Origin of the sequence: Parafilimonas sp. (genome assembly GCF_051953455.1) — a bacterium.
Taxonomy (GTDB): Bacteria; Bacteroidota; Bacteroidia; order Chitinophagales; family Chitinophagaceae; genus Parafilimonas.
Genome location: NZ_JBQCIT010000055.1, coordinates 29,497 through 55,694 on the forward strand (window position 1 = coordinate 29,497; position 26,198 = coordinate 55,694).

The following is a 26,198-nucleotide window of genomic DNA, read 5'->3' on the forward strand; positions in this document are numbered from 1 at the left end:
GTATAAAAAAGCCCGGCCCGATTTCGAAAAACAAGGCCGGGCCAAATCAATAATAACATAAGAACTACTTCACCCTTTTACCAATTTTATTTCCTGAAATGGCATAGTATAGAATGAAGAGATAGCAAGGCACCATTATCCAGAATGCTTTTTGCAGGCCAACATGTTCGCCAATAATAGCCCATAATTTTGGAAGGATGGCGCCGCCTGCAATGCCTACAATTAATAATGCTGAACCTGTTTTAATATGTTTGCCCAGGCCATCAATTGCCAGTGGCCATAATGCAGGCCAAACGGGCGCATTGGCAAAGCCAAGCAACACAATAAATGTAATGGATGTATAGCCTGAAGTGAAGATTGCACCCAGCGAAAAAATAATACCTAATACGGCTGCAATGCGCAGCGATTTTTCCTGGCTGATATATTTCGGAATTAATGCAATGCCCAGCAGGTAAGACACAAGCATCGCTATCATAGTGTAAGTGGTAAAGTGTTTGGCTATATCAAGCGGTATGTTTATTTCTTTGCCATACACCTGAATAATATCGCCTGCCATTACTTCAACACCTACGTATAAAAACAAGGTAATAAAACCCAGGAAAAGATAAGTGTATGAAAAGATGGAACGCGTGCCTTTTTCGTTAGTTGTTTCGTCTTCTTCTGCCTGAATATTAGGCAAAGAAGACAAGCGTATCATGATTGCCAGTAACACCAAAACAATCGCCAGCACGATATACGGCATTATCACCTGCGAGGCCAGTTGATCTAATTTCGCTGCTTTATCTGCGGGGTTAAGCGTAGCAAGATTGGCTTCAAAGCCATTCATGTCTTTTAATAAAATGGCGCCCATAATCAATGGCGCTAATGCGCCTGCGCCTTTATTGCAAATGCCCATAATGCTCATGCGTTTGGCGGCGCTTTCTATGGGGCCAAGAATAGTGATGTACGGGTTGGATGCTGTTTGCAATAATGCCAGCCCGATACCAATAATAAATAAACCCGTAAGAAATAAACCAAAGGTTCGCTGCTGCGCTGCGGGGATAAATATCAATGCGCCGGTTGCCATTACCAGCAAGCCGTACATCATACCGTTTTTAAACCCTACTTTATTAATTACCCATGATGACGGAAAGGCCATTACCGCATAAGAAATATAAAACGCAAATGTTACCCATACCGCCTGCGATGTATTTAGCTCACATGCAATTTGCAGGTAAGGAATCAGGGTGCTGTTTACCCAGGTTACAAAACCAAAAATGAAAAACAGGATACCGATAATGAAGATGGATTTTGATGTGCCCGATTGCGGTTTTGCTGTTATTTCAATTGGCCGTGCATACTCTTCTGCTTGCTGCATATTATTGTATTGGTTTTTGTAAAGTAAATAGTCAAAATATGTTATAAAAGCGAAATGGTTTATAACCTTTCAAATTTAACCTGCCGGCGTTAATAGCCGGTAAACAAACGTTTGCGTTATTGTGCCGGCAGAAAACAGCTAATGGTCTGACGCGTGATGCGTCTGACCGCGTTAAATCTTCAGTTTGTTTATATGTATGTTTTCCGGTGTTCCATCCAACATATTGGCAGCCAAGATACTTTACAAATTCCTCTTTAAGCATAAAGCTTTGCTTCTTGTGGTATAAATAAGAGGAATTCGTTTTTACTGTTAATATTGATATATATATTCACTCATTCAAATTCCTGCCGCATGAAACCAGAAACTTTATACCTGCTGTTTATTATTATATTATTTACAATTCATTCTCCTTCGCACACCAATAATGCTCCTTTAAAAAAGGAATTGCAGGCAAATGAATTAAAGCCTTACGGGCGGTCGTTTTTAAATGCAGAAAATAATCTCGAACTTATAAGCTCTGCAGTTCATTTTAGTTTCAGTTTTGCGGGCACATCCTGTACCATTAATGCTTTTGTAAATGATGCAAACGGCCATAATTATTTACAATATGAATTGGATGGTGTGTATCAAAAGCGATTAAAAGTTGAGGGCAATAAAGTTCAATCTATAACGATTAACGCGGGCAGGGATGGCAGGCATACAGTAAGTGTATATAAAGCCACCGAGGCTACTACGGGCCCTGTTGTTATACAAAAAATTATAGCTGATAATATTAAGCCGATCAGGCCATCTAATGAACCGCTGATAGAGTTTATTGGCAACAGTATTACCTGCGGTGCTGCCGCCGATACAGCTGAAGTTAAATGCGGGCAGGGTGCTTACCACGATCAGCATAATGCCTATATGGCTTACGGGCCAAGGGTTGCAAGGGCCTTGCATGCAAATTATATTCTGAGCAGCGTAAGCGGCATTGGCGTTTACCGAACGTGGAATATGGATGCACCTTCCATGCCGCTTGTGTATGAAAAACAAAGCCTGCAAACGAATGATACTACGCTTTGGGATTTCAAAAAATATTCACCCAAAATTGTAAGCATTGCATTGGGCACAAATGATCTTAGCCAAGGTGATGGCGTGCATGAACGGAAACCTTTTGACAGCGCTGTTTTTGTAAAAGATTATACTGCTTTTGTGCAACTGGTAAAGTCAAAATATCCAAAAGCCATCATTGCTTTGTTAAGCAGCCCAATGGTTAACGGCGATAACAGGATATTGCTGCAAAATTGTTTAACGGCTATAAAAAATAACGTGGATGTATTATATCCAAAAGATAAAGCTGTGCAGTTATTTTTCTTTCAACCTATGCAGGCGCATGGCTGTGCGGGCCATCCAAACGTGGAAGAACATGCAGTGCTTGCAAACGAATTATTTCCTTTCTTTAAAAAATTATTATAGCATTTTATAAAGCGGCTATTACGAAGGCCCGCCCGGGGGCGGTCCGCTTCGTGCGGCGCCCCCTGCGGGCGGCGGTGGCATATTTCCATCGTGCCTGAAATCAGGCAACCTTCTTTGCTGCTGCTGCTGTTGCCCTTTTGAAAAATTGCGAAGATTGTAAGTGAATGTTAGCATGAAATAACGGGTAAGCACTTTTGTTTGAACATCGCGTATATAAGTAGGCGCTACCGTTCTTGTTATGCTTTGATTCTGGTTTAATAGATCATATACGCTGAAACGGAGCTCGCCTGCTTTGCCTTTTAAAAACTGTTTTGCAAACGAAGCATTCCATAAAGGCACTGCGGTATTATAACCGTCAGACCTGCCGCTGTAAGCTGTATAGTTAAAATCGCTTTCCAATATCCAGCCTGAAGTGGTATAATAGGTAGCATCTACACTTAAATTCTGTGAAAAATAATTATCGTTTTGATCAGCCTGAAATGAGTAACGCACAATGTTGTACGTTGGCGTTGCAGAAAAATTCATATCGAAGTTTTTCTTCAGGTTGGTAGTGAATTTTACCGTTTCGCCAATTGTATAATTGTTTGTATAATTTATAGTGTCATTTATTATGCTGGCATCTTTTGAACTGGTAAAATTGGTGGTAAAGTTGAGATTTGATTTTGGCTTCTTTAATTGGAACCCGTAATTAAAAAAAGCTGAAATGTTATAAGCGCCGCTAAGGTTGGTGTAAGTAACCGTATCAATACCCTTATTTCTTTTAACCGATTCAACTATATCGTTGGTGGTAAAGCTTGCATTTACAGTAGCAAAAATGTTATGAAAATTACTTTCACCACTGGTGAAATTATTACCACGATTGAAGCTGAAATTATTATACAATGCCCTGAATGAATGTGTAAATGATTGTTTCAGGTTTGGATTACCAACTTCTACATTTAAAGGATCGCTGTTATCAATTACAGGCTGCAATTGTGTAACATTCGGCTGGCTTGTTCTGCCGGAATAATTGAACCGGAAATTAGATGTGCGGTTAAACCTGTAAGTAAGATTGGCCGTAGGATACAGGTTAGTATAATGCTGCGTAAGATTAATATCTTTTGTGTTATTAATGCTGGTAAGATTGCCAAACTGTATGCCATTGCCCACACTGAAATTCATTTTCTCCGTTTGAAAACGGTAATTTAAAGTAACCCTGTTTGACGAATAAGTGTTTTCATAATTATTGGTGAGCAGTGAATCAATAGTGGTAAATTTTTCCGTGGCGCTGTCATAATTATAAGTTACCTTATCAGAAGTGTTTTTATTATAATTGTAATTATAATTTAATTCAATGAGCGACCTTTTGCCGATGGGTTCTGTATAAGATGCCGTTGCACTTATTCCCTGCGCTTTTGTAGATGCAACATAATGCTGGTTAATGGTGTAAGATGAATCAATGCCGCCGGTATAATAATCTGTAAGCGAATAATTATTACCATTGGCATCGTTTGTATTTCCGGAGCCGGTTAAACCCAGCGAAAAAGTTCTTCCTTTGGCTTTAAAACGGTGCCTGAACAAGGCATCAATACTGCCGTTATAACCTTTATTATTGCTGAGAGAGGTTGCTTCTGCATTATTTAATAAACCTGTTTTGCCCTGCGTGGTGGTTGTTTTAGTAATGCTGTTATTGTTTGTTTCCTGGTAAGAAATGTTAGGCCTTATGATAATTGAGTTCAATGAATCAAATTGTGTTTCCATATTAAAGTTCAGGCGCTGGTTTACATTTCTTCTTGATGAAGATTGTGCCTGGTTATTGAACATGGAAGAATCATTTGTAACAAAATTTTCTGTCTGGCTGTTTTGTTCTTTTTCCGTAAGCAGGTTATTGTAGAAATAGCTGCCATACACTTCGGTATTCTTTCCCCAAACATCGCGGTAATTTATACCTGCAGCGCTTGTAGTGATCAGGCCATTGTTATTGCTGTTGGCGTTAAGGCTTTGCAGTTGCTGCATTTGCCCGCCACCTCCTCTGAAACCGCCACCGCCACCGCGAAATCCTCCACCACCGCCCCTTGAACCACCTCTGCCTGAAGACCCAAAAATATCCTGTGGTGTAAAGTTTTGTTTGTTTGTATTATTCAACTGCCCGATAAAACTTATTTGCTGATTGCCCTTAAACATGCTGTAATTTGCTGCCACGTTGTACAAGCCTTTATCACCAGCACCGGCTACAAACTTTCCAAAGCTGCCCGAATTTTTTTTGGTAACAATGTTAATCGTTTTTACACGGTTACCATCATCAAATCCTGTAAACTGGCTTTGATCGTTCTGATCATCAAATACCTGTATTTTATCAATTACATCGCTGGGCAAATTTTGCGTTGCCGTACGCGGATCATCACCAAAAAAGCGCTTGCCATTTACCAGCACACGCTGCACCGATTCTCCCTGCGCTCTTATATTACCATCTTTGTCCACATCCACACCAGGCAGTTTTTTCAAAAGGTCTTCTGCGGTGGCATTGGGCTTTGTGGCAAATGCATTGGCGGTAAATTCAAACGTGTCTTTTTTTATAATGATGGGCGGCGTTTCTACCACCACTTCAGCCAGTTCATGTGCATGCGGCTGCATATAAATTATACCTGCATTAAGCGCTGTATTTATACTGTCAATGGTGAAATTGGTTAAACGTAGTTCATAGCTGCTGAACGTAACTTTTAATATATAATTACCGATGGGAATATTGGTTATTAAAAAACTCCCGTCTTCTTTGGAGAGGGATTCTTTAAATGAAGAAGAGTCACTGTGCAAAATACTTACCGTTGCGTTTTTCAGTGCCTCGTGTTCAGAACTGTCCCTTACAACACCTTTTATTGAACCGGAAACGGTTTGACTGAATGAAGCGGCCGCAGCAAATACGGAAATGATTATAAATAAAATTTTATACTTCATGCTAAAGTTTAACTCCTTCAATTAAGGATACACAAACTTTGCATTAATGTTTAACAGCCTGAAAATAAATTCGATTAAAACGGGAAATGTTGCGGCGAAAGCAATTATTTTAAAACTGTATTTCTTAAAAACTGCCTACGCTAATATCAACCTGCCCTTCGCTGGAATTCTGAAATATTGTTTTTGAGCCATCGGTTGTCCAGAAAAAATCATTGCCTTTATAATAGTCAATACGATAGCTTGCACTTAAGATAGTTGCTGCATCTGTAGTAATGGAATGTTTAATATTTACAGGTACAAAGTCATTTACTTTTTGTTTGGCCAATACGGTATCCCATACTATTCTGTCACCTGTTCCACCCGTATGATTATAGCTGATGATTTGCAGCGTTACACTTGCTTCAAGGTTTGGGTCGCCCCCGTCAGCCTTTAAATCATAGGTTATTGTTTTATTAATATTATCTAATGATTGGTGTACGGCACTTTCTTTCTTGCAGCCAAAAAAGAAGCCAACAACTAAAAGGAGTGTTAGGGTTTTTTTCATAATGTAATGGTATTACTGTTAAGAAAATTATATCGGCCTGGCTAATCGCACCCATAAAAATACTGCATGTACAAATAAAATTCAGTAAAAAATTTACTGCCTATATTTGCACCCCGAAAACCGATTGTACTTATATATTATTAATGCAAAAAATTGTTATGGCAAATTCCAAAGTTAGCGAACTGCTTGGCGACAAAGCCGAATACCTGTTAGATTATTCGAGCCCTGCAATAGATAAATCTACACTGCATCTCCCGGGCCCGGATCATTTAGACAGGATATGGAAAGAAAGCAACCGCAGCAACCGTGTTTTAGGCAGTATGCAGCAATTGCTTGGCCATGGCCGCCTTGCCAATACGGGTTATTGCAACATCTTCCCGGTTGACCAGGGTATTGAGCACAGCGCCGGCGCCTCTTTCGCTATCAATCCAATATATTTCGATCCTGAAAATATCATTAAACTGGCCGTTGAGGCAGGCTGTAATGCCGTTGCTTCCACTTATGGCGTACTGGGAATTATGAGCCGCAAGTATGCGCATAAAATTCCTTTCATCGTAAAAATCAATCACAACGAGTTTTTAAGCATGCCTAATACTTACGACCAAACTTTATTTGGCTCTGTAAAAGATGCATGGAATATGGGCGCTGTGGGCATTGGCGCTACGATTTACTGGGGCAGCGCTGAAAGCCGCAAACAGTTAAAAGAAATTTCTGAAGCATTTGAGTATGCACACGAATTGGGTATGATCACCATTCTCTGGTGCTACACAAGGAATAATGGGTTTAAGGTTGATGGTGTGGACTATCATACTTCAGCTGATTTAACCGGCCAGGCAAACCATTTGGGTGTAACCATACAGGCAGATATCATTAAACAAAAATTACCTACCAACAATGGCGGCTACCTTGCAACAAAACATGGTAAAACAAGCCCGCTGGTTTATTCAAAATTAACAACAGACCATCCGATTGACCTTTGCCGCTACCAGGTTTTAAACTGTTATGCCGGCAGGGTAGGGCTCATCAACTCCGGTGGTGAAAGTAAGGGCGCATCAGATATGGCAGATGCAGTGGCAACGGCTGTTATTAACAAACGTGCCGGCGGCATGGGCTTAATCCTTGGCCGTAAAGCATTCCAGCGCCCAATGAATGAAGGCGTTGAAATGCTGGAGAAAATTATGGATGTTTATAAGGATGAAAGCATTACAATTGCTTAATTGATTAAAAAACATAACTTGCATGGCGGGTGAAATCTTAACAAAGATTTTCCCGCCATTTTACGCTTATTAAAGTTTATGGCAGAACTTAACGATGAACTTAGTGAATCGCTTTCCGGTGAAGAAGGTTCTAAAGAGGAAACAGGGGGCAGCGAAACAAAAGAGAAATGGTACAAGCGTTTGCGCAAAGGCATCACTACGTCTACTTCCGAAAAGAGAGAAATGCCCGAAGGTTTGTGGAGCAAATGCCCAGAATGCCACTACATCTGTACCACCAGCGAACTTAAAGAGAACTTATACGTTTGTCCAAAATGCAATTATCATCACCGCATAGGCAGCGAAGATTATTTTGAGATATTATTCGATGGTGAAAAATATACCGAGCTTTTCGATAACATTCAAAGCATAGATTTCCTGGGGTTTACCGATTTAAAACCTTACCAGAAAAGGCTCGATGAAATTCATTCCAAAACAAATCTTAAAGACAGCATGCGTGTTGCCGTAGGCGACATAAACAGTATTGAATTAGTGGTAGCCTGTATGGATTTTGAATTCATCGGCGGCTCGCTTGGCAGTGTAATGGGTGAAAAATTCAGCCGTGCCGTTGATTATTGCATACAGAATAAGTTGCCCTTTCTTGTAATAAGTAAAAGTGGCGGCGCCCGCATGATGGAAAGCGCTTTCAGCCTGATGCAACTGGCAAAAACAAGCGGAAAGTTATCGCAGTTAAGCGATGCCGGTTTGCTTTTTATTTCCTTGCTAACCGACCCCACATTCGGCGGTATCTCTGCCAGCTTTGGCATGCTTGGCGATTTTAATATTGCCGAGCCCGGCGCTCTTATTGGTTTTGCCGGCCCGCGTGTAATTAAAGAAACCATTAAAAAAGATTTGCCCGAAGGTTTCCAGCGCAGCGAGTTTTTGCTGGAACATGGCTTTCTTGATTTTATTGTTGACCGTAAGGCGCTTAAAAGTAAGCTCACCACGCTTATAAATCTTATAGAGCATTAACCATCGTGTAAGTTTTTTTAATGCTTCGCATTTTTTATTTTTATGGTACCGGCTTTTGTATTGCATGGCATCTTTCCTGCCTGAATGCATTCACGCAGGCAGGGTGGTGTCACTCACTTTCGCTGTAGTGCTTATTTCAGCAATAATAAATCACTGCAAAGTTTTATTTAATCAGTAAAATAATTACCCGCAGGGAATAAGGTATGAATAACAGGCAGGCATATTTTAATTATTACATTGAGGATAAATATGTGGCGGGCATAATACTGCTTGGCACTGAAGTGAAAAGCATACGCGAAGGCAAAGTAAGTTTTAACGATGCCTATTGCCTGTTTGATAAGAATGAATTATGGCTGCGCGGCCTGTATATTGCCGAGTATAAATTAGGTACCACTAATAATCATATTGCGGTGCATGACAGGAAACTCCTTTTAACCCAGCGCGAACTAAAACGCATACAGGCAAAAATGAAAGAACGGGGTTTCACACTTGTTCCGCTGCGCATTTTCTTCAACGAAAAAAGCCTGGTAAAAGTTGAAATAGGTTTGGCAAGGGGCAAAAAAGTGCACGATAAAAGAGACTCGCTGCGGGAAAAGGATATTAAACGGGAAATAAGCCGGGCGCTTAAATAAAACACTTACTCACGTATTTCAGGCATATTACATCCAAGCCTGTTCTTTATAACGGCACAAATAATCACATTACATCTTTCTCTGCCATTACCACAGCCGTTGCCATTGTTTTTGTATGCGAAAGTGAAACATGAATAGCAGCAATATTCATGGAAGAAATAAGGCCTGCCGTTGCACCGGTAAAATTGAAAAATGGCTTGCCTTTTTCATCGTTCAATACCTCTGCTTCATTAATGTGCGTGCCTTCAGGCCAGCCCGTGCCCAATGCTTTTGATAAAGCTTCTTTAGCTGCAAGCCTTGCTGCATAATGCTCATATTTATGCGCTTTGGTTTCGCAATAAGCAATTTCATTTGCCGAGAAAACATACTCTTTAAAGCCGCTTTGTTTTTCTATGGAAGCAGCGATGCGTTCAACTTCTATAATATCGGTGCCTATGCCAAATATCATGATGCTAAGTTTATGATGGTGAATTGTGAGTAGCCAGTTGTAATTGAGTTTTTATATTTGAAGCGACCTGGTTACCATGTACTTACTGTTTCTTCTTACAGCTTTCAATTTGTTTTTTAATATGATCTTCTTCAGGCTTTGTGGTAACAACTTTTGTTAATGCAGTTTGATAATAACCCAGTGCTTTTTGCCATTGTTCTTTTTTATAATAATAATCACCGGCTAAAACATAAGCATGATAATATTCTGGGTTATCTGCAATCATGCTGTCAACGTTTACATCTTTTCCATCTGATAAAAGCTGTGTATAATGCCTGTACTGCACAAAGTTTTTAAACTGCTGTGTTTGTATAAAGCTATCCGCAGGAATATTTTCCGAGCTGTCATAAATTTCTTTATCTGCTGTTAATCCTTTTAAGGCAAATACTTTATTCAGGTCATAACAAACAAATTCGCCCAGCATCCACGGCGAAGTGGAAACCCAAACCTTTAATTTTTCCGGTTCAAAGACAATACTGTGATGTGCGATAAACTGGTTCATGGCCCTTTCATTTCCAAGGCCAATACTGGCATTGTTTAAACCTTTATGGTCTCTTAAAACAGCAATTGTTTTTGCCACAGTATTTTCACCATTTTGCTGCATCAATTGTGTCAAACGTTCATAGCGGTATGGCGAGGCATTTTCTTTGAGCTGTACTTTGTTGGCTTCCGAATTTTTTAAAGCATCGCTTTGAAAATGATTAGCGCACATAATATAATTCTGCTGCGGATCATATACGGCCAATGTGTCGGGCGTCTTTTCAATAATTACAGCTTTTTTATCTGCTGCAGAACCGATTAAAAAAGATTCAGACACAAACATCTTTCTCTTTTTTGCAATAGCAATTGCCTGGTTAATATTTTCAGCATACTGCAAAATTTCCCGCGCCACCAAAGAAACAGGCGTTGCAGATGATGTAGGAATTTCAGATTTATCTGCATTAATAGTAACCGTCAATCCTTTATCGTTCATGCCTGAAACAACGCCCATAAATCCGCCCCATGTTACCGACATGAATTTATGCCCTTGCGAGGGATTACAAAAGAGCACGATCTTATTCTTTGCAAAATCATCATTCACATAAAAATCAAAATTGCGCCCGATGATCATGGTGCTGTCCTGGCTCATAGCGCCCCAGGTGCCAAAAGATGTGCAGCCCACCAAAGCCATATTTTGTAAGGCATGGCCAATATCATGCGCTGCATGATAGTTCAGCAAACGGCTATAATTGCTGCCTATATAATCGTATTTATCAGAAGCGGATAATGATACACCGTAAATCTCTTCTTTATATTCTTCCGTTATATTATCGGGCAACTTGCGGTTAAACCAGCCGATAAAATATTTAAGAAAGTGTTGATAGAATGATGACGGAACCATTTTATCCAATTGTTCTGCAAAATAATCTTCCTGGCTTTGTATCAATTCCTTGCTGAGTTTGCCATTAATAACGCCGCGGTTAAAAGGTTTTCCTTCTACATACATTTCATATAAACCTGAATTGCTTTTGCGAAACCAGTTATTGTTTAAGGTGTAGAAGCTGCTGTCGTGTTGTGTTCTTTCCAGTTGGATAGCGGTTGTGTTTGCAATTTTTGGCGGCTTAATATTCGATATCCAAACAAGGTAAACTGCGAGTAAAACAAACAACAAAAAAATAACGCCAAACACGCGTAAAAGCCTTCGTGTAAACCTGTTTGTTTTAAGCATGTTTTATCTTTTTAATTATTTCGTTATTGCCCGTTAAAGCGGTTGCGGTAACAATGCCGCTGATGCCTGCGCCTAAAATGCCATGCAGGTTTAAGTTCTGGCCTGTAAGATACAGGTTGGGCAATTTAGTGCGCGGCGATATAAATGTTTTTAATGGTTCTTTATAATCTTTTGCAATGCCATACAAAGAGCCGTTATCTGTGCCAATATAATCCCTGAAAGAAAGTGGCGTTGAGGTGTAATACGACTGAATGCAATTTCTGATCGATGGAAATTTTTCGCAGGCAAGATCAATTAATTTTTCTGCTTTTTTCTGCTTGAATATTTCGTAAGATCCGCCGCGGCTTTGTTCATGTGTATCTGTGTTGAAAGTGTCTTTCCATTCAAGCACGTCTTCATAACGCATGTAGGTAAAAAGCGTAAGGCCGTTTGCATATTCTTTATGTTTTGAAGATGGCGTTATAAATAAAGCATAACCCAGCGGCCAGTTATCTTCGGTATAATCTGCCTGGTTCCATAAATATTCTTCTTTGTGATAATAATAATTATGGGAATGATATTTGAATGTGCCCGGCTTAAGCACAATGTTTACAATAAAGCAGGAGATAGTATCTTTTAAATTTTGTATGCGGGTTTTATAAGCTTGTTTAAACAGGGTTGTTTGTGTAAGCTCAATTGTTTTTGCCGGGTGCAGGTTGGAAACAAAATATTTTGCAGACAGTTTTTTGCCATCACTTAACCGGGCATACTTTATCGCGCCATCTTCCTCTGTAAGCCTTACCACTTCTGCATTACGCATGATGGTTCCTCCATTATTACGAATATTTCTTGCTATCAATTTTGCGATCTGCGAACCGCCGTCAATACATTTCCAGGAACTTTGTATATAACTGTTCAATATCAATGCGTGCACGTAAAAAGGCGTTTCGTTGCCACAGCCTGCATATAAAAGATTATTGCCTGCCAATACAGCCTGCAGTTTTTTATTAGCGGTAAGCGATGCAATAAAAGGTTGCGCACCTATGTTCAGCACGCTTTGCTTTTCTTCCAGACCGCCTTTTTCATCAAGATTATATAAGGGAAACTTTATACAAACTTCTTTTATACTATCACAGTACCTCTTGATGGCATCTCTTTCTTCAGGGAAATAGGATGAAAGTTTTTCTGTAAAATTATCATAGCCCTGTGCCAGCGCATATTCATTATCATCATTGCTTATAATGATCTTGTCAAAAGCATCTTCATTCATGCGTTCCAGCTTTAGCTTTTCCATTATGCCGAGGTATTGAAAAAGCTGGTAAAGGTTCTGGCCTTTTTCAAGCCCGCCGATATAGTGCACGCCAGAATCGAATATTACTTTATCCCGCGCATATGTTTGGAGACATCCGCCTATCTGCCTGTTCTTTTCAAGAACACAAACTTTATAACCCTCTCTGGAAAGCAGGTCTCCGCAAACAAGCCCGCCCATGCCGCTGCCGGTTATTATAACATCATAATCATTCATCACTATTGTTTACGGTAACTGTAGTATTTATATTTTTTGAAGCAGGCACGTTTCTTTTTAAGACATACATAACATTCGAAGTGTATTTAGAATTTTCTATATTAACGCAACTCATGTTATTCAATGCGGCCGTTTCTTTAACCAGTTGCTCGGAAAAAAAATTAAGACTATTGCCCGATGTTTTATTAAAGCCAATGAATTTTGTTGAAAAAAATTCTGAAAGCTTTGTATAAAAATGGCGGCTTTTTAAATCTGTATTTGCATCGCGGATAAGCAACATGCCATCATCATTTAAACTGTCACAACAATTTTTTATCAGTTTTCTTTGCGCAGTTTCATCAAGATAATGTAACACATCACTCATAATAATGGCATCATATTTTTCAAACGAAAACTTTGATGCATCGGCAGCAATGAAATTGATATTATCATCTTTACTGAAACAAGTATTAGCCACCGCTATCTTTTCTTCATCATAATCAATGCCGGTTATAACCCGGTGTTCTGAAGCAAAGTATAAAGCATAATCCATAAAACCGTAACCGCAACCAAGATCCAATATCTTTCCTTTTTTTGGTACAAGCGAATTTACCAGTTCATAATATTTTTCAAGCCTGAGTTTTATGCGCATGTACCATTCCAGCACCGGGCCTTTGTAAATATAATTATAGATAAGCTGCTGTTTAAAATGGGCCGGTGTGTGGTTTTGAATTTTCAGTTCATTATAAGTGTTTTTAAAATAACGGCTGATGGTTTTTGTCCTTTCACTGTAAGTTGTGCCATACGAAGTATCACCAGCTTTTATTCTTGGCAGGAAAGTGAGCGTAATAAGGCCATCTTTCAAAAAGAAATCATTCTTGGTTAATGTATAACCGGTGCCGTCAATAACAATAGGTAAAATATCAATGTTTAATTGTTCGGCAAGATAAAATGCGCCTTTATGAAAACGGTTGATTTTCCAGTCGACAGACCTTGTTCCTTCAGGAAAGATAACGATGGAATAACCATTATTTACCCTGTCTCTTAATAAGTCAATACTGTTTTCAATACCTTTTGCAACAGGATAATAATCTGCCATACGTATGGCAATACCAAACACAGGCGAACGCCAAACCCAGCGGTTGGTAAGCAATATAAGCTTAGGATTCAGCATGGCCGTCCATAAAATATCGAGGAAAGATTGGTGATTACAGATGATAACAGCAGGCTTTGAAAAATCTTCATTATGAGGATTGACAATAACCTTTTTAATGTTCATCATTATATAGGCTACGCTCCATACAAATTTTGAAAAGATAACATGATAAATATGTTTCCCTTTCTCTTTATTGAAAAGGTTTAGCTTAATTAAAACAATGCCGAACGGAATAATAACAATACTGCCTAAGGCAAAATAAGTGAAGGCAAATATGGATGATGAAAAGCTCCATAAAGTCCAGGGTAAATACTTTTTTCTTGTTCTGTTAGTAATGAAGATATTGAATAAAAAAGGTATCAGTACCTGCGATATTAATACCACGCAAATAATGCCGGTAACAGAAATAAAAGCAATTGATCTTAGCGCTGGATGTTTTGCAAAAATTAAAATGCCGAGGCCGGCAACCGTTGTAATAGCTGACAGGAAAATAGATGATTTGAAGGATGATAAATTTTTCTTCCCGGTTTTATATTGCTGCAATAAACCATCCATGATGAAGATGCTGTAATCATCGCCAAGGCCGAAGATAAGTGCAGATACAATGATGTTGATGATGTTAAATTCTGTATTGGTGATAGCCATAATTCCCAATATCCACACCCATGAAATAAGCATCGGGATAAATGAGATCAATGCCAGTTCAATGCGGCCATACGTTACCAGCAACACAACACATACCAGCAACGATGACATAAGGGCTATGCGGTTGAAATCTGCATTGATGATTGTTGCCATTGTATCGGCGAGGTATTGTTTATCAAGAACAGTTATGCCAGCATTGTTTTCAAATGTTTTATAAACAACAGGCTTATTTTGCGGCGATACTTTTAAAAGTGTTACAACATTCGTTGCACCGGGTTTCTCGGTAATATAATCATCTAAAAAAGTCTTTCTTATTTCAGATAATTCAGCAGGCTGAATCGGGGTGTAATTCTTATTTAAAAGTGTTTTGAAATTATCAAATGCTGTAGCAGAAAACCCAAGCGCCCTGCCTTCTTTCTCCAACGTTTCCAATAAGCGCTGTTTTTTTTCCGGCGTCCAGTAAACATTCCAAAAAGCAATTCTTTTTTGCTGCAAAGAATCAGATATAATCAGGGATGAAACGCCCGATGATTTTTTGATGAGCCCTTTCTGTTGTAACGAATCAACAACGGCAGCCAGCTTTTCATTGTTCTGTAACGCCTCATTTAAATTCTTTCCGTCTGCAACTACATATACAGAAGTTAAAGAAAACTGGTTAATGGCATCGAGTTTGGCTTGTGCCGTTTTTAAATCATCAGACATATAATTCACCTGTGTCATGTCCGATTCAAATTGCACATCGCCTGCCTTAAACAAAAATACAATAGTAAGCAGGCCAATAACAATTAGAAATATTTTATTTCTTTCAGGGTGATAAGCTGCAAGCCTGTCTATGAATGAAGACGTATGCTCTTTTGCATGCACTGTTTTCTTTGACCGGATAAAATGCGGCAGGAAAATAAGCGAGCATAATGCAGCGCCAATCAAACTAAAAGCAGCAAACAGGCCGAGGTCTTTTAATATTTCAGATTGTACAAATTCAAGGCATAAGAAACCGCCGATTGTGGTGAAACTGCCGAGCGTTAACGGAAAGGCAAGGTCTTTAATTACTTCTTCAATATTTTTTGTGTGGCGGTAATGATTAAAAACATGCAATGAATAATTTACGGCAATGCCAAGAATAACGGAACCCGTGCCTAGTGCAATAACGGAAATAGAACCCTTTAAAAAATAAATTACAGCCAGCGAAAACAAAGCGCCATAAACAACAGGAATTAAAACAAGTAACGGCGCAGATTTTTTCCTGAAATAAAAACCGATGAAAAAAATAAGAAACAACACCGTAATGCCCTGCGTGTATAAAGTGTCTTTCCTTAATTGCTGTGCGTTGCCTGCAGCAACGGCTGCCGCGCCAAAATAAGAAACATCAATATGGCTGTTTGAGGTAAGCTTATGAATAATGGTATCTAAACCGGTTAAAAAATTTTCATTCTCACCGGTATTGGCTGAGGGATATTTTGGCGTAATAAAAATTAAAAGATGCTTTTCATCTTTTGTAATTATATAATTATTGTACAGCTGATAATTTTCATCATATTGTAAATGCTGCACTTTTTTTAAACCTATAAAAGAAATGCCAACCGGGTCATTGCTGATCATATTTTTTAATGCAAGCCCGGCCGGTGAAACCAATGTTTTAAAATCCTGCTGAAGCGTTTGCTGTAAATTGTTTGGCTCAATAAGGCTGTCAATAGCCCTGTAATCTTTTTCACCCAGGTAAACCGGTAAATTATTATTGATGGTATTAAACAGCAAAAGCGCTACATCATCATCTGCTTTATAATTTATTTTGCTGATATATGGCTGCAATGTTTCATTAATATGCGCAACCAATGTGTCTGTAAAATCAATTAAGCTATCCGGTTGTGCAGCGGCTGAATCTTTTAAAGAAACCGTTATAACAAGCTTATCTGCAAACTTTGAATTCTGAAAAACCTGGTTCAGTTTTTCTATTTTCTTATCATGCGGTAAAACTTTGGAAATGTCTTCTTCAAAATGAATACGGGCTGCAAAGAATGCAATGATTGCGAGGCTTGCCAGGAATGAAATGAACAATACCGGCCTGTGTTCTTTCAAATAATAATATATCCTGGTAAACAATTTTTCCATTCCGTAAGCTTACAGGGCGGTCTCGGGTTTGCGTTTAAATATTTTCAGCGCAATAAAAGTTGCAAAGCCAAAAATTACAGCAGCCATTACAGCAAGGGTAATGCTCCCAAAAATATATTGCTGCAGGTTTTGCGAAATAGCCGCAAGGTTTATGTTTTTGCTAAGCTCCAGGTGCACCGCATTTTCATTCATCCATATATTGCCTGCTTTGTAACTTAAAAAAATAACAAGCGGGATCATTGGTGGTATGCTGATGTGTGCCGACATTATTACGATCACTTTATTCAACCTGAACAACATGGCTAAAAATATAGCAGTTACTAATTGAAATCCCCATATTGGCACTATACCCATGAATACACCGAATGCAACAGAAAGTGCTTTAGTGCTGTCGGGTTCGGCCGGGTTTAAAAAATGATCATTATAAACATCAGCCCAGAATTTTTTTTTGAATATGTTCCTGAAAAAATCCCGGGGTTTTATATATAAAAAAGCGATAAAAACAAGTATAGTATTCAGTATGCTTATTCTTGTAAAATCTTTAAACGGCCTGAAGTGCGAAACCCTTGTTTCCTTTGGCGCATAATAAACAGCAACCGGAACGGATTCAATTTTTATGCCTTTCCATGCACTTCGTACCAGTACTTCAATTTCAAATTCATATTTACGTGTTATGAATTTCATTTTGCTTAAAGGTAACAGGGGATATAACCGGTAACCGGATTGTGTATCCGGCGCATTGATGCCCGTTTCCACTTTAAACCAAAAGTTGGAGAATTTATGGCCGAAACTGCTTTTGCCGGGCACAGAATGCTGCTCCATATTTCTTGCGCCGATAATAATGGTATCCTCATTTAATACTTCGAGTTTATCAATAAATGCCGGAATGTCTTTTGCGAAATGCTGCCCGTCTGAATCTATGGTGATGGCATGTTCATAGCCCAGCGCAGCAGCCTGTTTCAGGCCCTTTCTTAATGCCCAACCCTTGCCCGTATTTTTTTTATAACTGATAGTATGAATGGAAGGAAAAGCGGCAAGTATATTCTCTGTTTCGTCGGTTGAGCCATCATTTACAACAATGATATTATTTGTAAACGCTGAAATATCTGCAATAACGTTTCCCAGCGTTTTTGCATTGTTGTAAGTAGGAATGATTACACAAACAAGATACATGTCAATTTTTTCACTATAAGCCTGCTCCACATTCATAATTGTGCGTTGAAATTGCAAGGATACAAATTTAATCTTTACGGCTCTACAGGCAGGGATGTATTGATGATAGATTGGAATAGGTTGTGTGAAAATTGCTTCTCTTCCAAATGCCATCGTGGCCCGCCCGTAATTATGTATGCAGTATTAACCGGTATTTTTTTACCATTAATCCATCAGCATCCATTACATTTTCCAGGTATTGCATACCGCATTTTTCCATGATCTTCCACGATGCAATATTTGCCGGCAAAGCTTTCGCAAAAATCGCCGGCAATTTTAAAATATTATGGCCATAATCAATCATAGCCTTCGCCGCTTCATAACCATAACCCTTGCCCCAATATGTTTCTTTTAACTGGTAGCCCATATCAGTCTCATCTAACTCGGGCATATATTTTAATCCGCCTGTTCCAATAAAATCATGATCCTGTTTTAAATGAATGGCCCATCTGCCGTAGCCATAAATTTTATAGTGTGGAAGAATCTTTTTGTACAGTTCCAGCATTATATTTTCTCTTGTTGGCACCGGCCTGTGCATGTATTTTGTAACATTAGGGTTGCTGTCGAGGTCAAGCAGCAATGCAACATCTTCTTCAGTTAATTTCCTGAAGTATAAACGCGATGATTGAAAGATGATGTTCATCTTTTATTTTTTTTGATTGCCGGCAAATGAAGCAATGGCATCACGGTTGTGTCACTCCCTTGTACTGCATATTTTTATGGCAGCTATGGCCTTGTTCAAAGGTTATTACTAAAATCACCTGCTTACAATTCCTGGTGCAAAAGCGGCTATTGGATTAAAACCAATCCCTTCACCACTTCAATAACCTTATCTAAATTACTGGCATCCTGTCCGCCGGCAGTTGCCAAAGTTTTTTGCCCGCCGCCGCCGCCTTTAATTAACGGAGCAATACTTTGTTTGATGATTTTGCCAGCGTCCAAATTCTTATCAGCGGCAATTTTATCATCTATAATAATGGCAACAGATGCTTTGCCACCAATGTTGGAAACAAGTGTAACCACGTAATCCGTAAGTTCTGATTTAAGCTCGAAGCATAATTTCTTCAACGCATCGGCATTGCTTACTTCAACCTGTTCGCCAATAAAATTTATACCGTTTATAGATTGAACCTTTTGCAGCAAGGCTTCTTTAACAGATTGCAATTGTTTTGCTTCAAAGCTTTCTATTTGTTTTTTCTGCTCTGCATTTTCCGTGTTTAAAGTTTCGATTGCTTTTAAAACGTCCTTAGGATTTTTTAAGGCTTCGCGAACAGCAGCCAGTTGCTGAAACTGTTGCTGAATAAGGGTTTCAGCCGCTTTGCCTGCAACAGCTTCAATGCGGCGGACACCCGCTGCAACAGAAGTTTCCAGTTTTATTTTGAAGAAGCCCAATTCGCCGGTGGCGCCAACATGCGTGCCGCCACATAGCTCAACAGAATAGTTGGGATCAATGATAACCACACGGACTATATCGCCATACTTCTCGCCAAATAAGGCCATAGCGCCAGATTTCAGCGCCTCATCCTTTGGCATTTCCCTGATGATAACCGGAATGTTTTCGCGTATTTTTTCATTCACTAATGCTTCCACTTTTGCCATTTCTTCATCGGTCATTTTTGCAAAATGTGAAAAGTCGAAACGCAGGTGTTCTGCATTTACCAGGCTGCCTTTTTGATGCACATGCGCGCCTAACACCTGGCGCAAAGCCGCATGCAATAAATGCGTGGCGCTGTGGTGCACCGCGGTTTGTTTTCTTTTCGTAACATCTACTTTGGCGATAACATCTTCATTAATATCTGCAGGCAACGAATCTGTGAAATGAATGATAAGGTTGTTTTCTTTTTTGGTATCAACAATTTTTAATGGCTGATTATCGATGATTAATTCACCAACATCGCCAACCTGGCCGCCACTTTCTGCATAAAAAGGTGTGGCTTCCAAAACAACCTGGTATTGTTCTTTGCCTTTGGCCTTTACTTTCCTGTACTTAACAATTTTGGTTTTTGTTTCAAGCGAATCGTAGCCAATAAATTCATTTTGCGAAAACTCATCACCCACAATAACCCAGTCTTCTGTATCGATGGCTGTGGCTGCGCGGGAACGGGACTTTTGTTGTTGAAGAAGTTCAATAAATTTTGGTGTATCAATTCCTTTTAAACCATTCTCTCTAGCCATTAATTCTGTGAGGTCAATTGGAAATCCGTAAGTGTCATATAACTCAAATGCAAACTCACCAGAGATAAGACCATCTTTTAGACCTTCTACAAAAGAATCAGGATTTATTTGAAAAATTCCGTCTTTACCAAGAACTGCATCTAAAGAACCTTCTCTATCTGCAACTAATAATTTTTCCGCGTCAGGATAATTCTTAGCAGAAAATAAATAGGCATTAAACCGAGCGATTCCTTTTTCCAACGTTCTCAAGAACGCATCTTCCTCTTCCTTTATAACCTTTGTTACAAAATCTTCCTGCTTCTTCAATTCGGGAAAAACATGTTCAAATTGGTTTGCAATTATTGGCAATAGTTGGAATAACAAGGGTTGCTTATAATCCAGGTAGGAATAATAATACCGAACCGCCCGGCGCAGAATTCTTCTTATAACATAACCCGCGCCGGTATTGGATGGCAACTGCCCGTCGGCAATGGTGAAGCTGATGGCACGGATATGATCGCTTAACACCCGAAAGGCAACGGCTTCTTTGCTATCGCTGTAATCATATTTTTTATTGACGATGTTTTCTATGGCATTAATTGTTCCGGTAAAAACATCCGTGTCATAATTGCTTGGCTTGCCTTGCAGCACCCGCACCAGGCGTTCAAAGCCCATGCCTGTGTCCACATGTTTTTGCGGCAAAGGTTCAAGGCTGCCATCTTTTAAGCGGTTGAATTGTATGAACACATTGTTCCAAATCTCAATCACCTGTGGGTCATCGGCATTTACCAAAGTTTTACCGTCAACCGCTTTTCTTTCTGCATCGCTGCGCCCATCGTAATGAATTTCGGTACAAGGGCCGCAGGGGCCGGTATCGCCCATTTCCCAGAAATTATCTTTTTTATTGCCCATTAAAATGCGCTCTCCGGTAATATGTTTTTTCCATTCATTAAAAGCCTCATCGTCTTTTGGCAGGCCTTCTGTTGAATCGCCTTCAAAAACGGTAACGTATAAACGGTCTTTATCAATTTTATACACTTCTGTAAGCAATTCCCAGCTCCAGGCAATGGCTTCGGGTTTAAAATAATCGCCAAAACTCCAGTTGCCCAGCATTTCAAACATGGTGTGATGATAGGTGTCCACACCCACTTCTTCCAGGTCGTTGTGCTTACCACTTACCCGAAGGCATTTTTGCGTGTCGGCAACGCGTTTATAAGGCGCCTGTTTATTACCGAGAAAATAATCTTTAAACTGGTTCATGCCCGCATTGGTGAACATGAGCGTGGGATCATTTTTTATAACGATGGGGGCAGAAGGAACTATTTCATGCCCTTTGCTTTTAAAAAAATCGAGGAATGCCTGGCGTATCTCTGCAGAAGTCATATAATTATATAAAATGTAAATGCTGTTATTTTTATAATTTCTTTGGGCTGATAAAATCTACCTTTGCCCATCAAAAATTTTAGGGCAACAAAGGTAATGCTTGCCGGTTGAAGTGTTTCCGCTGAATAAAAATTCAATGGCTGTAGAGCAGCAGATAGCTGCCTGCTGCAGCCGGAGTTGCAGCAAAGCCGGTTGCCCATAAATGAATAACTTAGCAGCGCTAATGATTGCGCTCTGCGACTTTATTTAAATGAAAAAAATAAAATATTACTTCGATACGCATACCCTACGCTATGAAAAGCTTACTACGCCACTTAGGGTAAAATTATTACGGGTGTTTGCTTTTATCGCAACGGCAATTGTAACGGCGGCATTGATTGTAATAATTGCTTTTCAATATATAGATTCGCCCAAAGCCATTATGCTGCAACAGCAGAATGAAGACCTCCGCAATAATTATGCAATGATACAGCAGCAGGTAAATACGCTGCAACAGCAAATGAACGAACTGCTGAACCGGGATAATAACGTTTACCGCTCCATTTTTGAATCTTCGCCCATACCCGACAGCGCCAGGATGAAGGCTATGGAAAAAGTAAAGGAAGCGCAATTGGTATCAGGGCTGGGGGAAGGCGAACTTTTAAACAGTATAGGATCGCAATTGAACCGCTTGACACTGCTGATAGGGTATCAGCAAAAAAGCTTCAATGATATTGAGGTGATGGTGAAAAACAAGCAGAAACTCCTGGCTGCCATTCCGGCTATTCAGCCCGTGAGCAATAAAAATCTATCACACGTGGCTTCTGGGTTTGGTACCCGTATTGACCCGGTATATAAAGTGCCCAAGTTTCATGCGGGGCTCGATTTTGCCGCCCCGTCAGGCACGCCCATTTATGCCACCGCTGATGGCACGGTAACCGAGGCTGGCTATAATTCAGGCGGTTATGGTAACTGTGTTGTTATTAACCACGGTTATGGTTACGAAACTTTATACGGCCATATGTACCGCGTAAAGGCAAAAAAAGGGCAGCGTGTAAAAAGGGGAGAAGTAATTGGTTACGTAGGCAGTACTGGTAAAAGCACCGGCCCGCATTGTCATTATGAAGTGCACAGGGGTAAAAACCCCGTTGACCCGGTATATTATTTTTATAATGATCTCACACCCGAACAATATGACCGTGTGCTGAAGCTGGCACAAACCGCCAATCAAAGTTTTGATTAATTTTAAAAACTAAAACCAGCCATATGTTTGAACAATTACTATCGCTTGTAAAAGAAAATGCAGGTAATGACATTATAAACAATAATGCCATACCCGATGAAAGAAATGACGAAGCTGTGAAAGTTGCCACGCAATCTATTTCTGAAACTTTTCAGAGCGCCATACAGGGCGGCAATGTGAATGAGGTGATGCAGCTTTTTAATAACGGAGGCGGCAATACTTCTTCACTGGCGCTTACACAAAATATGCAGGGCAATTTAATGGAGAAACTGATGCAGCAATTTGGCCTGTCGAATGCGCAGGCAGGCGGCATTGCCTCATCACTCATTCCTATGGTATTAAATAAGCTTATCCATAAAACAAATGATCCTAATGACGGCAGTTTTGATCTTTCTTCCATATTGAGCCATTTTGGCGGCGGCAATTTTGATGCTGGCTCTGTACTAAGCCAGTTTGGTTTGGGGAATGACAATAAGAATTCCGGCAATAATAAAGGCGGCGGTTTGGGTGATGTATTGGGCGGCCTGTTTGGCAAATAATGCTATTGCAGGATGAATAAAGTGGATTGCCCGGCGCGCAGCGCCGGGCAATCTTTTTTGTTGTATGCTGATCGTTACCTGCATTTCCAAAATAAAAAAACTGAATGGATATACACTAATGGTTTTTGAATTGCAGAAACGGGAAATCAATACAAAATCATTTTGCACATGTCACTTTACTTACGGAAGCGGAATAATATTTATACTCAAAACCGGGCTTTTCAAATCTTTCAATAATCGATTCCCCGCAACTAAAATGACACCGGGCAATCGAAATGTCAAGGGAATGAAAAAAATCTTTTTAAAAAAATATACCAATCGGTATATTTTATTCTTATCTTTGCGATCGAAATGAAAGAAGCAATATCAAAATCTGAACGCACACGCCAATTAATTATAGAAAAAACAGCGCCGGTTTTCAATATGAAAGGTTATGCCGGCACATCCATGTCAGATTTAACGGAAGCTACAGGATTGACTAAAGGCAGTATTTACGGAAACTTTAAAGATAAGGAAGAAGTGGCACTGGAGGCTTTTCGCCATAATGCCAAAATCCGTAAAAATGCAATAGCAACGGAAATAAATGGAGCACAGACTTACACGGAAAAGCTAATGGTTCTTACCAGGATATTTCACAGCAGTAATATTCGCATTTTTCCAAAGGGAGGATGCCCGTTAATAAATACGGGCGCCGAAGCAGACGACACGCATGAGGAGCTTCGAAAGGCTGTTTCTGCAGAGTTGCTGCAATGGAAAAAAGATATTTCAACCATTATTAAAAAAGGTATTTCGGCAGGAGAATTCCGCCACGATGTGGTAATAGAAAAATTTGCTTTGTCTGTAATTGCGTTGGTGGAGGGCGGAATTTTTATAGCGGGAAGCACCAAAAATCCTGCGTTTTTAGATACCGTTTTGCAAACAATAAAAGATATGATTCAAAGTATTTCAGTTTAACATTCAAATAAAATTTTTTGCACTAAAATATACCAATTGGTATATTTTATAAATAAGCCGCTTAAGAGTAATGCACGCTACTCAAAACGGTAAATAAATTAAAGCGTGTGCTGATAGATTTAAAATTCATAAAATGAAAACAACAGGAAAAACAATTCTCATCACCGGGGGAAACTCAGGGATTGGCTTTGAGATAGCCAGGTTATTAAGTGTTGACAACAAAGTGATTATTGTGGGCAGAAGTAAGCAAAAGTTAAACGCAGCACAGGAACAATTACCTGATGCCATCATTATCCAGGCAGACATTACAAACGGGGATGACGTTAATAGACTGGTTGACGAAATTAACAGTACATACAATAACTTGAGCGTGCTGATTAATAATGCAGGCTTTGCTTATGAATATTCAATTGGCGAGCAGGCAGATGCACGCACGAAAGCTATTGCTGAATTTGAAACCAATTATTTTTCACCTATACGCCTGATAGAAAAGTTATTGCCTCTATTGAAAAAACAGCCGGAGTCAGCTATCGTGAACGTTACATCAGCAGTGGCGTTAACACCGTGGATAGCTGTTCCCACCTATTCAAACAGCAAGGCAGCGCTCCGCTCTTACACGCAGGTTTTACGGCATGAATTAAAAAATACAAGTGTAAAAGTGTTTGAATTGTTGCCACCGCTGGTGGATACACCTTTTACTAAAAACCTTGCCGGAGCTGAATACGGAATGCCTGCACCTGAGGTTGCCGAAGTGTTTTTAAAAGCCTTCAACGAAAATCAATTAGAAATACCTGTTGGTACAGCAGTTAACTTACGTAATGGTTTCTTTGCAGAAGAAGGAATTATAAACGCATTCAACATAATGAACCGATTGGCATAGTTTGCCAGTTGTTGTGGGCCGCCAGAACGCATTATAAAAAGGCCGGAGAGGTGACCTTATATTACCTGGATATTTTAAAGGTTGATATTCACCAACCGGGTTTCCTGGGCCAGGCAGCATGAATTATTTTTGTTAGATAGTAAAATGAATTTGTTGAATAAAAGTGCGCTTACCTTCTTACCAGGCAAAAAATAAGCAAGGCACTTGAAAATAATTTCCAGGTGCCTTGCTTTTGTGTGACCCCGTCAGGATTCAAACCTGAAACCTTTTGATCCGTAGTCAAATGCTCTATTCAATTGAGCTACGGGGCCTGCTTCCCTTTTGGGGCTGCAAATATAGGTATCTGTAATGAAATTAGAAAAGCCTGCAGCCAACGTTTTCTAAAACTCTTGTAAAATGTGATGGAAATATCAGGATATTACTGCTATTTGCAAATTTTTATTTTTTATCATTTTTATTTTATGAGCATGGATATACGCTTTCCCGTGGGCGGGTTTTTACCACAGCCTTTTTCACAAAAGCAAAAAGAAGAGTGGCTTCTTGATATAAAATTTTTACCATCTGAATTAGAACTGGCCATTCAAAACCTGGACGAAGCACAGTTGCAAACGCCCTACCGGGAAGGCGGGTGGACGGTTCATCAGCTCGTGCATCATATTGCCGACAGCCACATGAACGCCTATATGCGTTTCAGGCTTGGGCTTACGGAAGATAATCCAACGATAAAACCCTACGACCAGGATGCTTGGGCGCAATTGAATGATACAAAAACACTTCCTATAAATGTGTCTTTAACCTTGTTGCATGCATTACACCAGCGGCTATATGCTACTATCAGTGAGTTAAACGATAATACATGGGAACGGACTGTTTTTCACCCGGAACATAAAAAGAAAATAAGCCTTTGGGAATTACTCGGCATGTATGCCTGGCATGGCAAACATCATGTGGCGCATATTAAAAACCTGCGGGAAAGAATGGGCTGGTGAAGATTGGAATTAATAGTTCATTTATTTACAGGTTCACGGGTTTTATTTTAAAGTTAATTATTGAATTTGTTACGGAACTGGAGTTATGCTGCCATGATAACTTCAGATGAAGTGTTGCGACGCAGGGAAC

General features: G+C 39.6%; 19 protein-coding genes and 1 tRNA gene. 9 read left to right on the forward strand and 11 right to left on the reverse strand.

Features of this window, described 5'->3' with window-relative positions; translation table 11 throughout:
- Window positions 1-64: 64 nt before the first annotated feature.
- Window positions 65-1,357, reverse strand: coding sequence for a sugar MFS transporter (locus ACTHN6_RS19455; protein WP_440437446.1), 1,293 nt, complete (start codon window positions 1,355-1,357; stop codon window positions 65-67).
- Between the two features lie 351 nt (window positions 1,358-1,708).
- Here ACTHN6_RS19455 and ACTHN6_RS19460 point away from each other — a divergent pair, with 351 nt between their 5' ends.
- Entirely contained in the window at window positions 1,709-2,812 is a 1,104-nt protein-coding gene (locus ACTHN6_RS19460; protein ID WP_440437447.1) for a GDSL-type esterase/lipase family protein, read from the forward strand.
- 18 nt (window positions 2,813-2,830) lie between these two features.
- Here ACTHN6_RS19460 and ACTHN6_RS19465 read toward each other — a convergent pair whose 3' ends face one another.
- A complete protein-coding gene (locus ACTHN6_RS19465) occupies window positions 2,831-5,746 on the reverse strand; it encodes an outer membrane beta-barrel protein (RefSeq protein ID WP_440437448.1) in 2,916 nt (971 codons plus the stop codon).
- A gap of 124 nt (window positions 5,747-5,870) precedes the next feature.
- Window positions 5,871-6,290 (reverse strand): hypothetical protein, encoded by a 420-nt coding sequence (locus tag ACTHN6_RS19470; RefSeq protein ID WP_440437449.1) that lies wholly within the window; start codon window positions 6,288-6,290, stop codon window positions 5,871-5,873.
- 158 nt (window positions 6,291-6,448) lie between these two features.
- Between ACTHN6_RS19470 and ACTHN6_RS19475 the strand changes: the two genes are divergently transcribed.
- The 3 genes from ACTHN6_RS19475 to smpB all read left to right on the forward strand — a co-directional run bounded on the left by ACTHN6_RS19475 (window position 6,449) and on the right by smpB (window position 9,147).
- Entirely contained in the window at window positions 6,449-7,507 is a 1,059-nt protein-coding gene (locus tag ACTHN6_RS19475; RefSeq protein WP_440437450.1) for a class I fructose-bisphosphate aldolase, read from the forward strand.
- A gap of 78 nt (window positions 7,508-7,585) precedes the next feature.
- Window positions 7,586-8,515, forward strand: coding sequence for an acetyl-CoA carboxylase, carboxyltransferase subunit beta (gene accD, locus ACTHN6_RS19480; protein WP_440437451.1), 930 nt, complete (start codon window positions 7,586-7,588; stop codon window positions 8,513-8,515).
- 203 nt (window positions 8,516-8,718) lie between these two features.
- Window positions 8,719-9,147 (forward strand): SsrA-binding protein, encoded by a 429-nt coding sequence (gene smpB, locus ACTHN6_RS19485; RefSeq protein WP_440437452.1) that lies wholly within the window; start codon window positions 8,719-8,721, stop codon window positions 9,145-9,147.
- A 64-nt stretch (window positions 9,148-9,211) separates the two neighbouring features.
- Here the strand turns inward: smpB and acpS are convergent, their stop codons facing one another.
- From acpS to alaS, 7 genes are all read right to left on the reverse strand, one after another.
- Complete coding sequence (gene acpS, locus ACTHN6_RS19490) at window positions 9,212-9,595, reverse strand: holo-ACP synthase (RefSeq protein WP_440437453.1); 384 nt, start codon at window positions 9,593-9,595, stop codon at window positions 9,212-9,214.
- Window positions 9,596-9,677: 82 nt separating this feature from the next.
- Window positions 9,678-11,342 (reverse strand): C45 family autoproteolytic acyltransferase/hydolase, encoded by a 1,665-nt coding sequence (locus ACTHN6_RS19495; RefSeq protein WP_440437454.1) that lies wholly within the window; start codon window positions 11,340-11,342, stop codon window positions 9,678-9,680.
- Window positions 11,335-12,846: a phytoene desaturase family protein gene (locus ACTHN6_RS19500; RefSeq protein WP_440437455.1), complete on the reverse strand. Its 1,512-nt coding sequence runs from the start codon at window positions 12,844-12,846 to the stop codon at window positions 11,335-11,337. Before ACTHN6_RS19500 ends, ACTHN6_RS19495 begins: the two co-directional genes overlap by 8 nt.
- Window positions 12,839-16,735: a 1-acyl-sn-glycerol-3-phosphate acyltransferase gene (locus tag ACTHN6_RS19505; protein ID WP_440437456.1), complete on the reverse strand. Its 3,897-nt coding sequence runs from the start codon at window positions 16,733-16,735 to the stop codon at window positions 12,839-12,841. Before ACTHN6_RS19505 ends, ACTHN6_RS19500 begins: the two co-directional genes overlap by 8 nt.
- Before the next feature lie 9 nt (window positions 16,736-16,744).
- Window positions 16,745-17,965, reverse strand: coding sequence for a DUF2062 domain-containing protein (locus ACTHN6_RS19510; RefSeq protein ID WP_440437457.1), 1,221 nt, complete (start codon window positions 17,963-17,965; stop codon window positions 16,745-16,747).
- Window positions 17,966-18,077: 112 nt separating this feature from the next.
- On the reverse strand, window positions 18,078-18,590 hold the full coding sequence (locus ACTHN6_RS19515) for a GNAT family N-acetyltransferase (RefSeq protein WP_440437458.1): 513 nt from the start codon (window positions 18,588-18,590) through the stop codon (window positions 18,078-18,080).
- Between the two features lie 146 nt (window positions 18,591-18,736).
- The gene (alaS, locus tag ACTHN6_RS19520) at window positions 18,737-21,484 is read right to left on the reverse strand and encodes an alanine--tRNA ligase (RefSeq protein WP_440437459.1); all 2,748 of its coding nucleotides are present in this window, start codon (window positions 21,482-21,484) and stop codon (window positions 18,737-18,739) included.
- A 250-nt stretch (window positions 21,485-21,734) separates the two neighbouring features.
- Here alaS and ACTHN6_RS19525 point away from each other — a divergent pair, with 250 nt between their 5' ends.
- From ACTHN6_RS19525 to ACTHN6_RS19540, 4 genes are all read left to right on the forward strand, one after another.
- Entirely contained in the window at window positions 21,735-22,706 is a 972-nt protein-coding gene (locus ACTHN6_RS19525) for a M23 family metallopeptidase (protein ID WP_440437460.1), read from the forward strand.
- A 23-nt stretch (window positions 22,707-22,729) separates the two neighbouring features.
- Window positions 22,730-23,245: a DUF937 domain-containing protein gene (locus ACTHN6_RS19530; protein ID WP_440437461.1), complete on the forward strand. Its 516-nt coding sequence runs from the start codon at window positions 22,730-22,732 to the stop codon at window positions 23,243-23,245.
- A 351-nt stretch (window positions 23,246-23,596) separates the two neighbouring features.
- Window positions 23,597-24,199, forward strand: coding sequence for a TetR/AcrR family transcriptional regulator (locus tag ACTHN6_RS19535; protein ID WP_440437462.1), 603 nt, complete (start codon window positions 23,597-23,599; stop codon window positions 24,197-24,199).
- Between the two features lie 133 nt (window positions 24,200-24,332).
- The gene (locus tag ACTHN6_RS19540; protein ID WP_440437463.1) at window positions 24,333-25,079 is read left to right on the forward strand and encodes an SDR family oxidoreductase; all 747 of its coding nucleotides are present in this window, start codon (window positions 24,333-24,335) and stop codon (window positions 25,077-25,079) included.
- 237 nt (window positions 25,080-25,316) lie between these two features.
- Here ACTHN6_RS19540 and ACTHN6_RS19545 read toward each other — a convergent pair.
- A tRNA-Arg gene (locus ACTHN6_RS19545) sits at window positions 25,317-25,390 on the reverse strand.
- A gap of 156 nt (window positions 25,391-25,546) precedes the next feature.
- Between ACTHN6_RS19545 and ACTHN6_RS19550 the strand changes: the two genes are divergently transcribed.
- Window positions 25,547-26,068 carry a YfiT family bacillithiol transferase gene (locus tag ACTHN6_RS19550; protein WP_440437464.1) on the forward strand — a complete coding sequence of 174 codons (522 nt, stop codon included), beginning with the start codon at window positions 25,547-25,549 and terminating at the stop codon, window positions 26,066-26,068.
- Window positions 26,069-26,198: the final 130 nt, after the last annotated feature.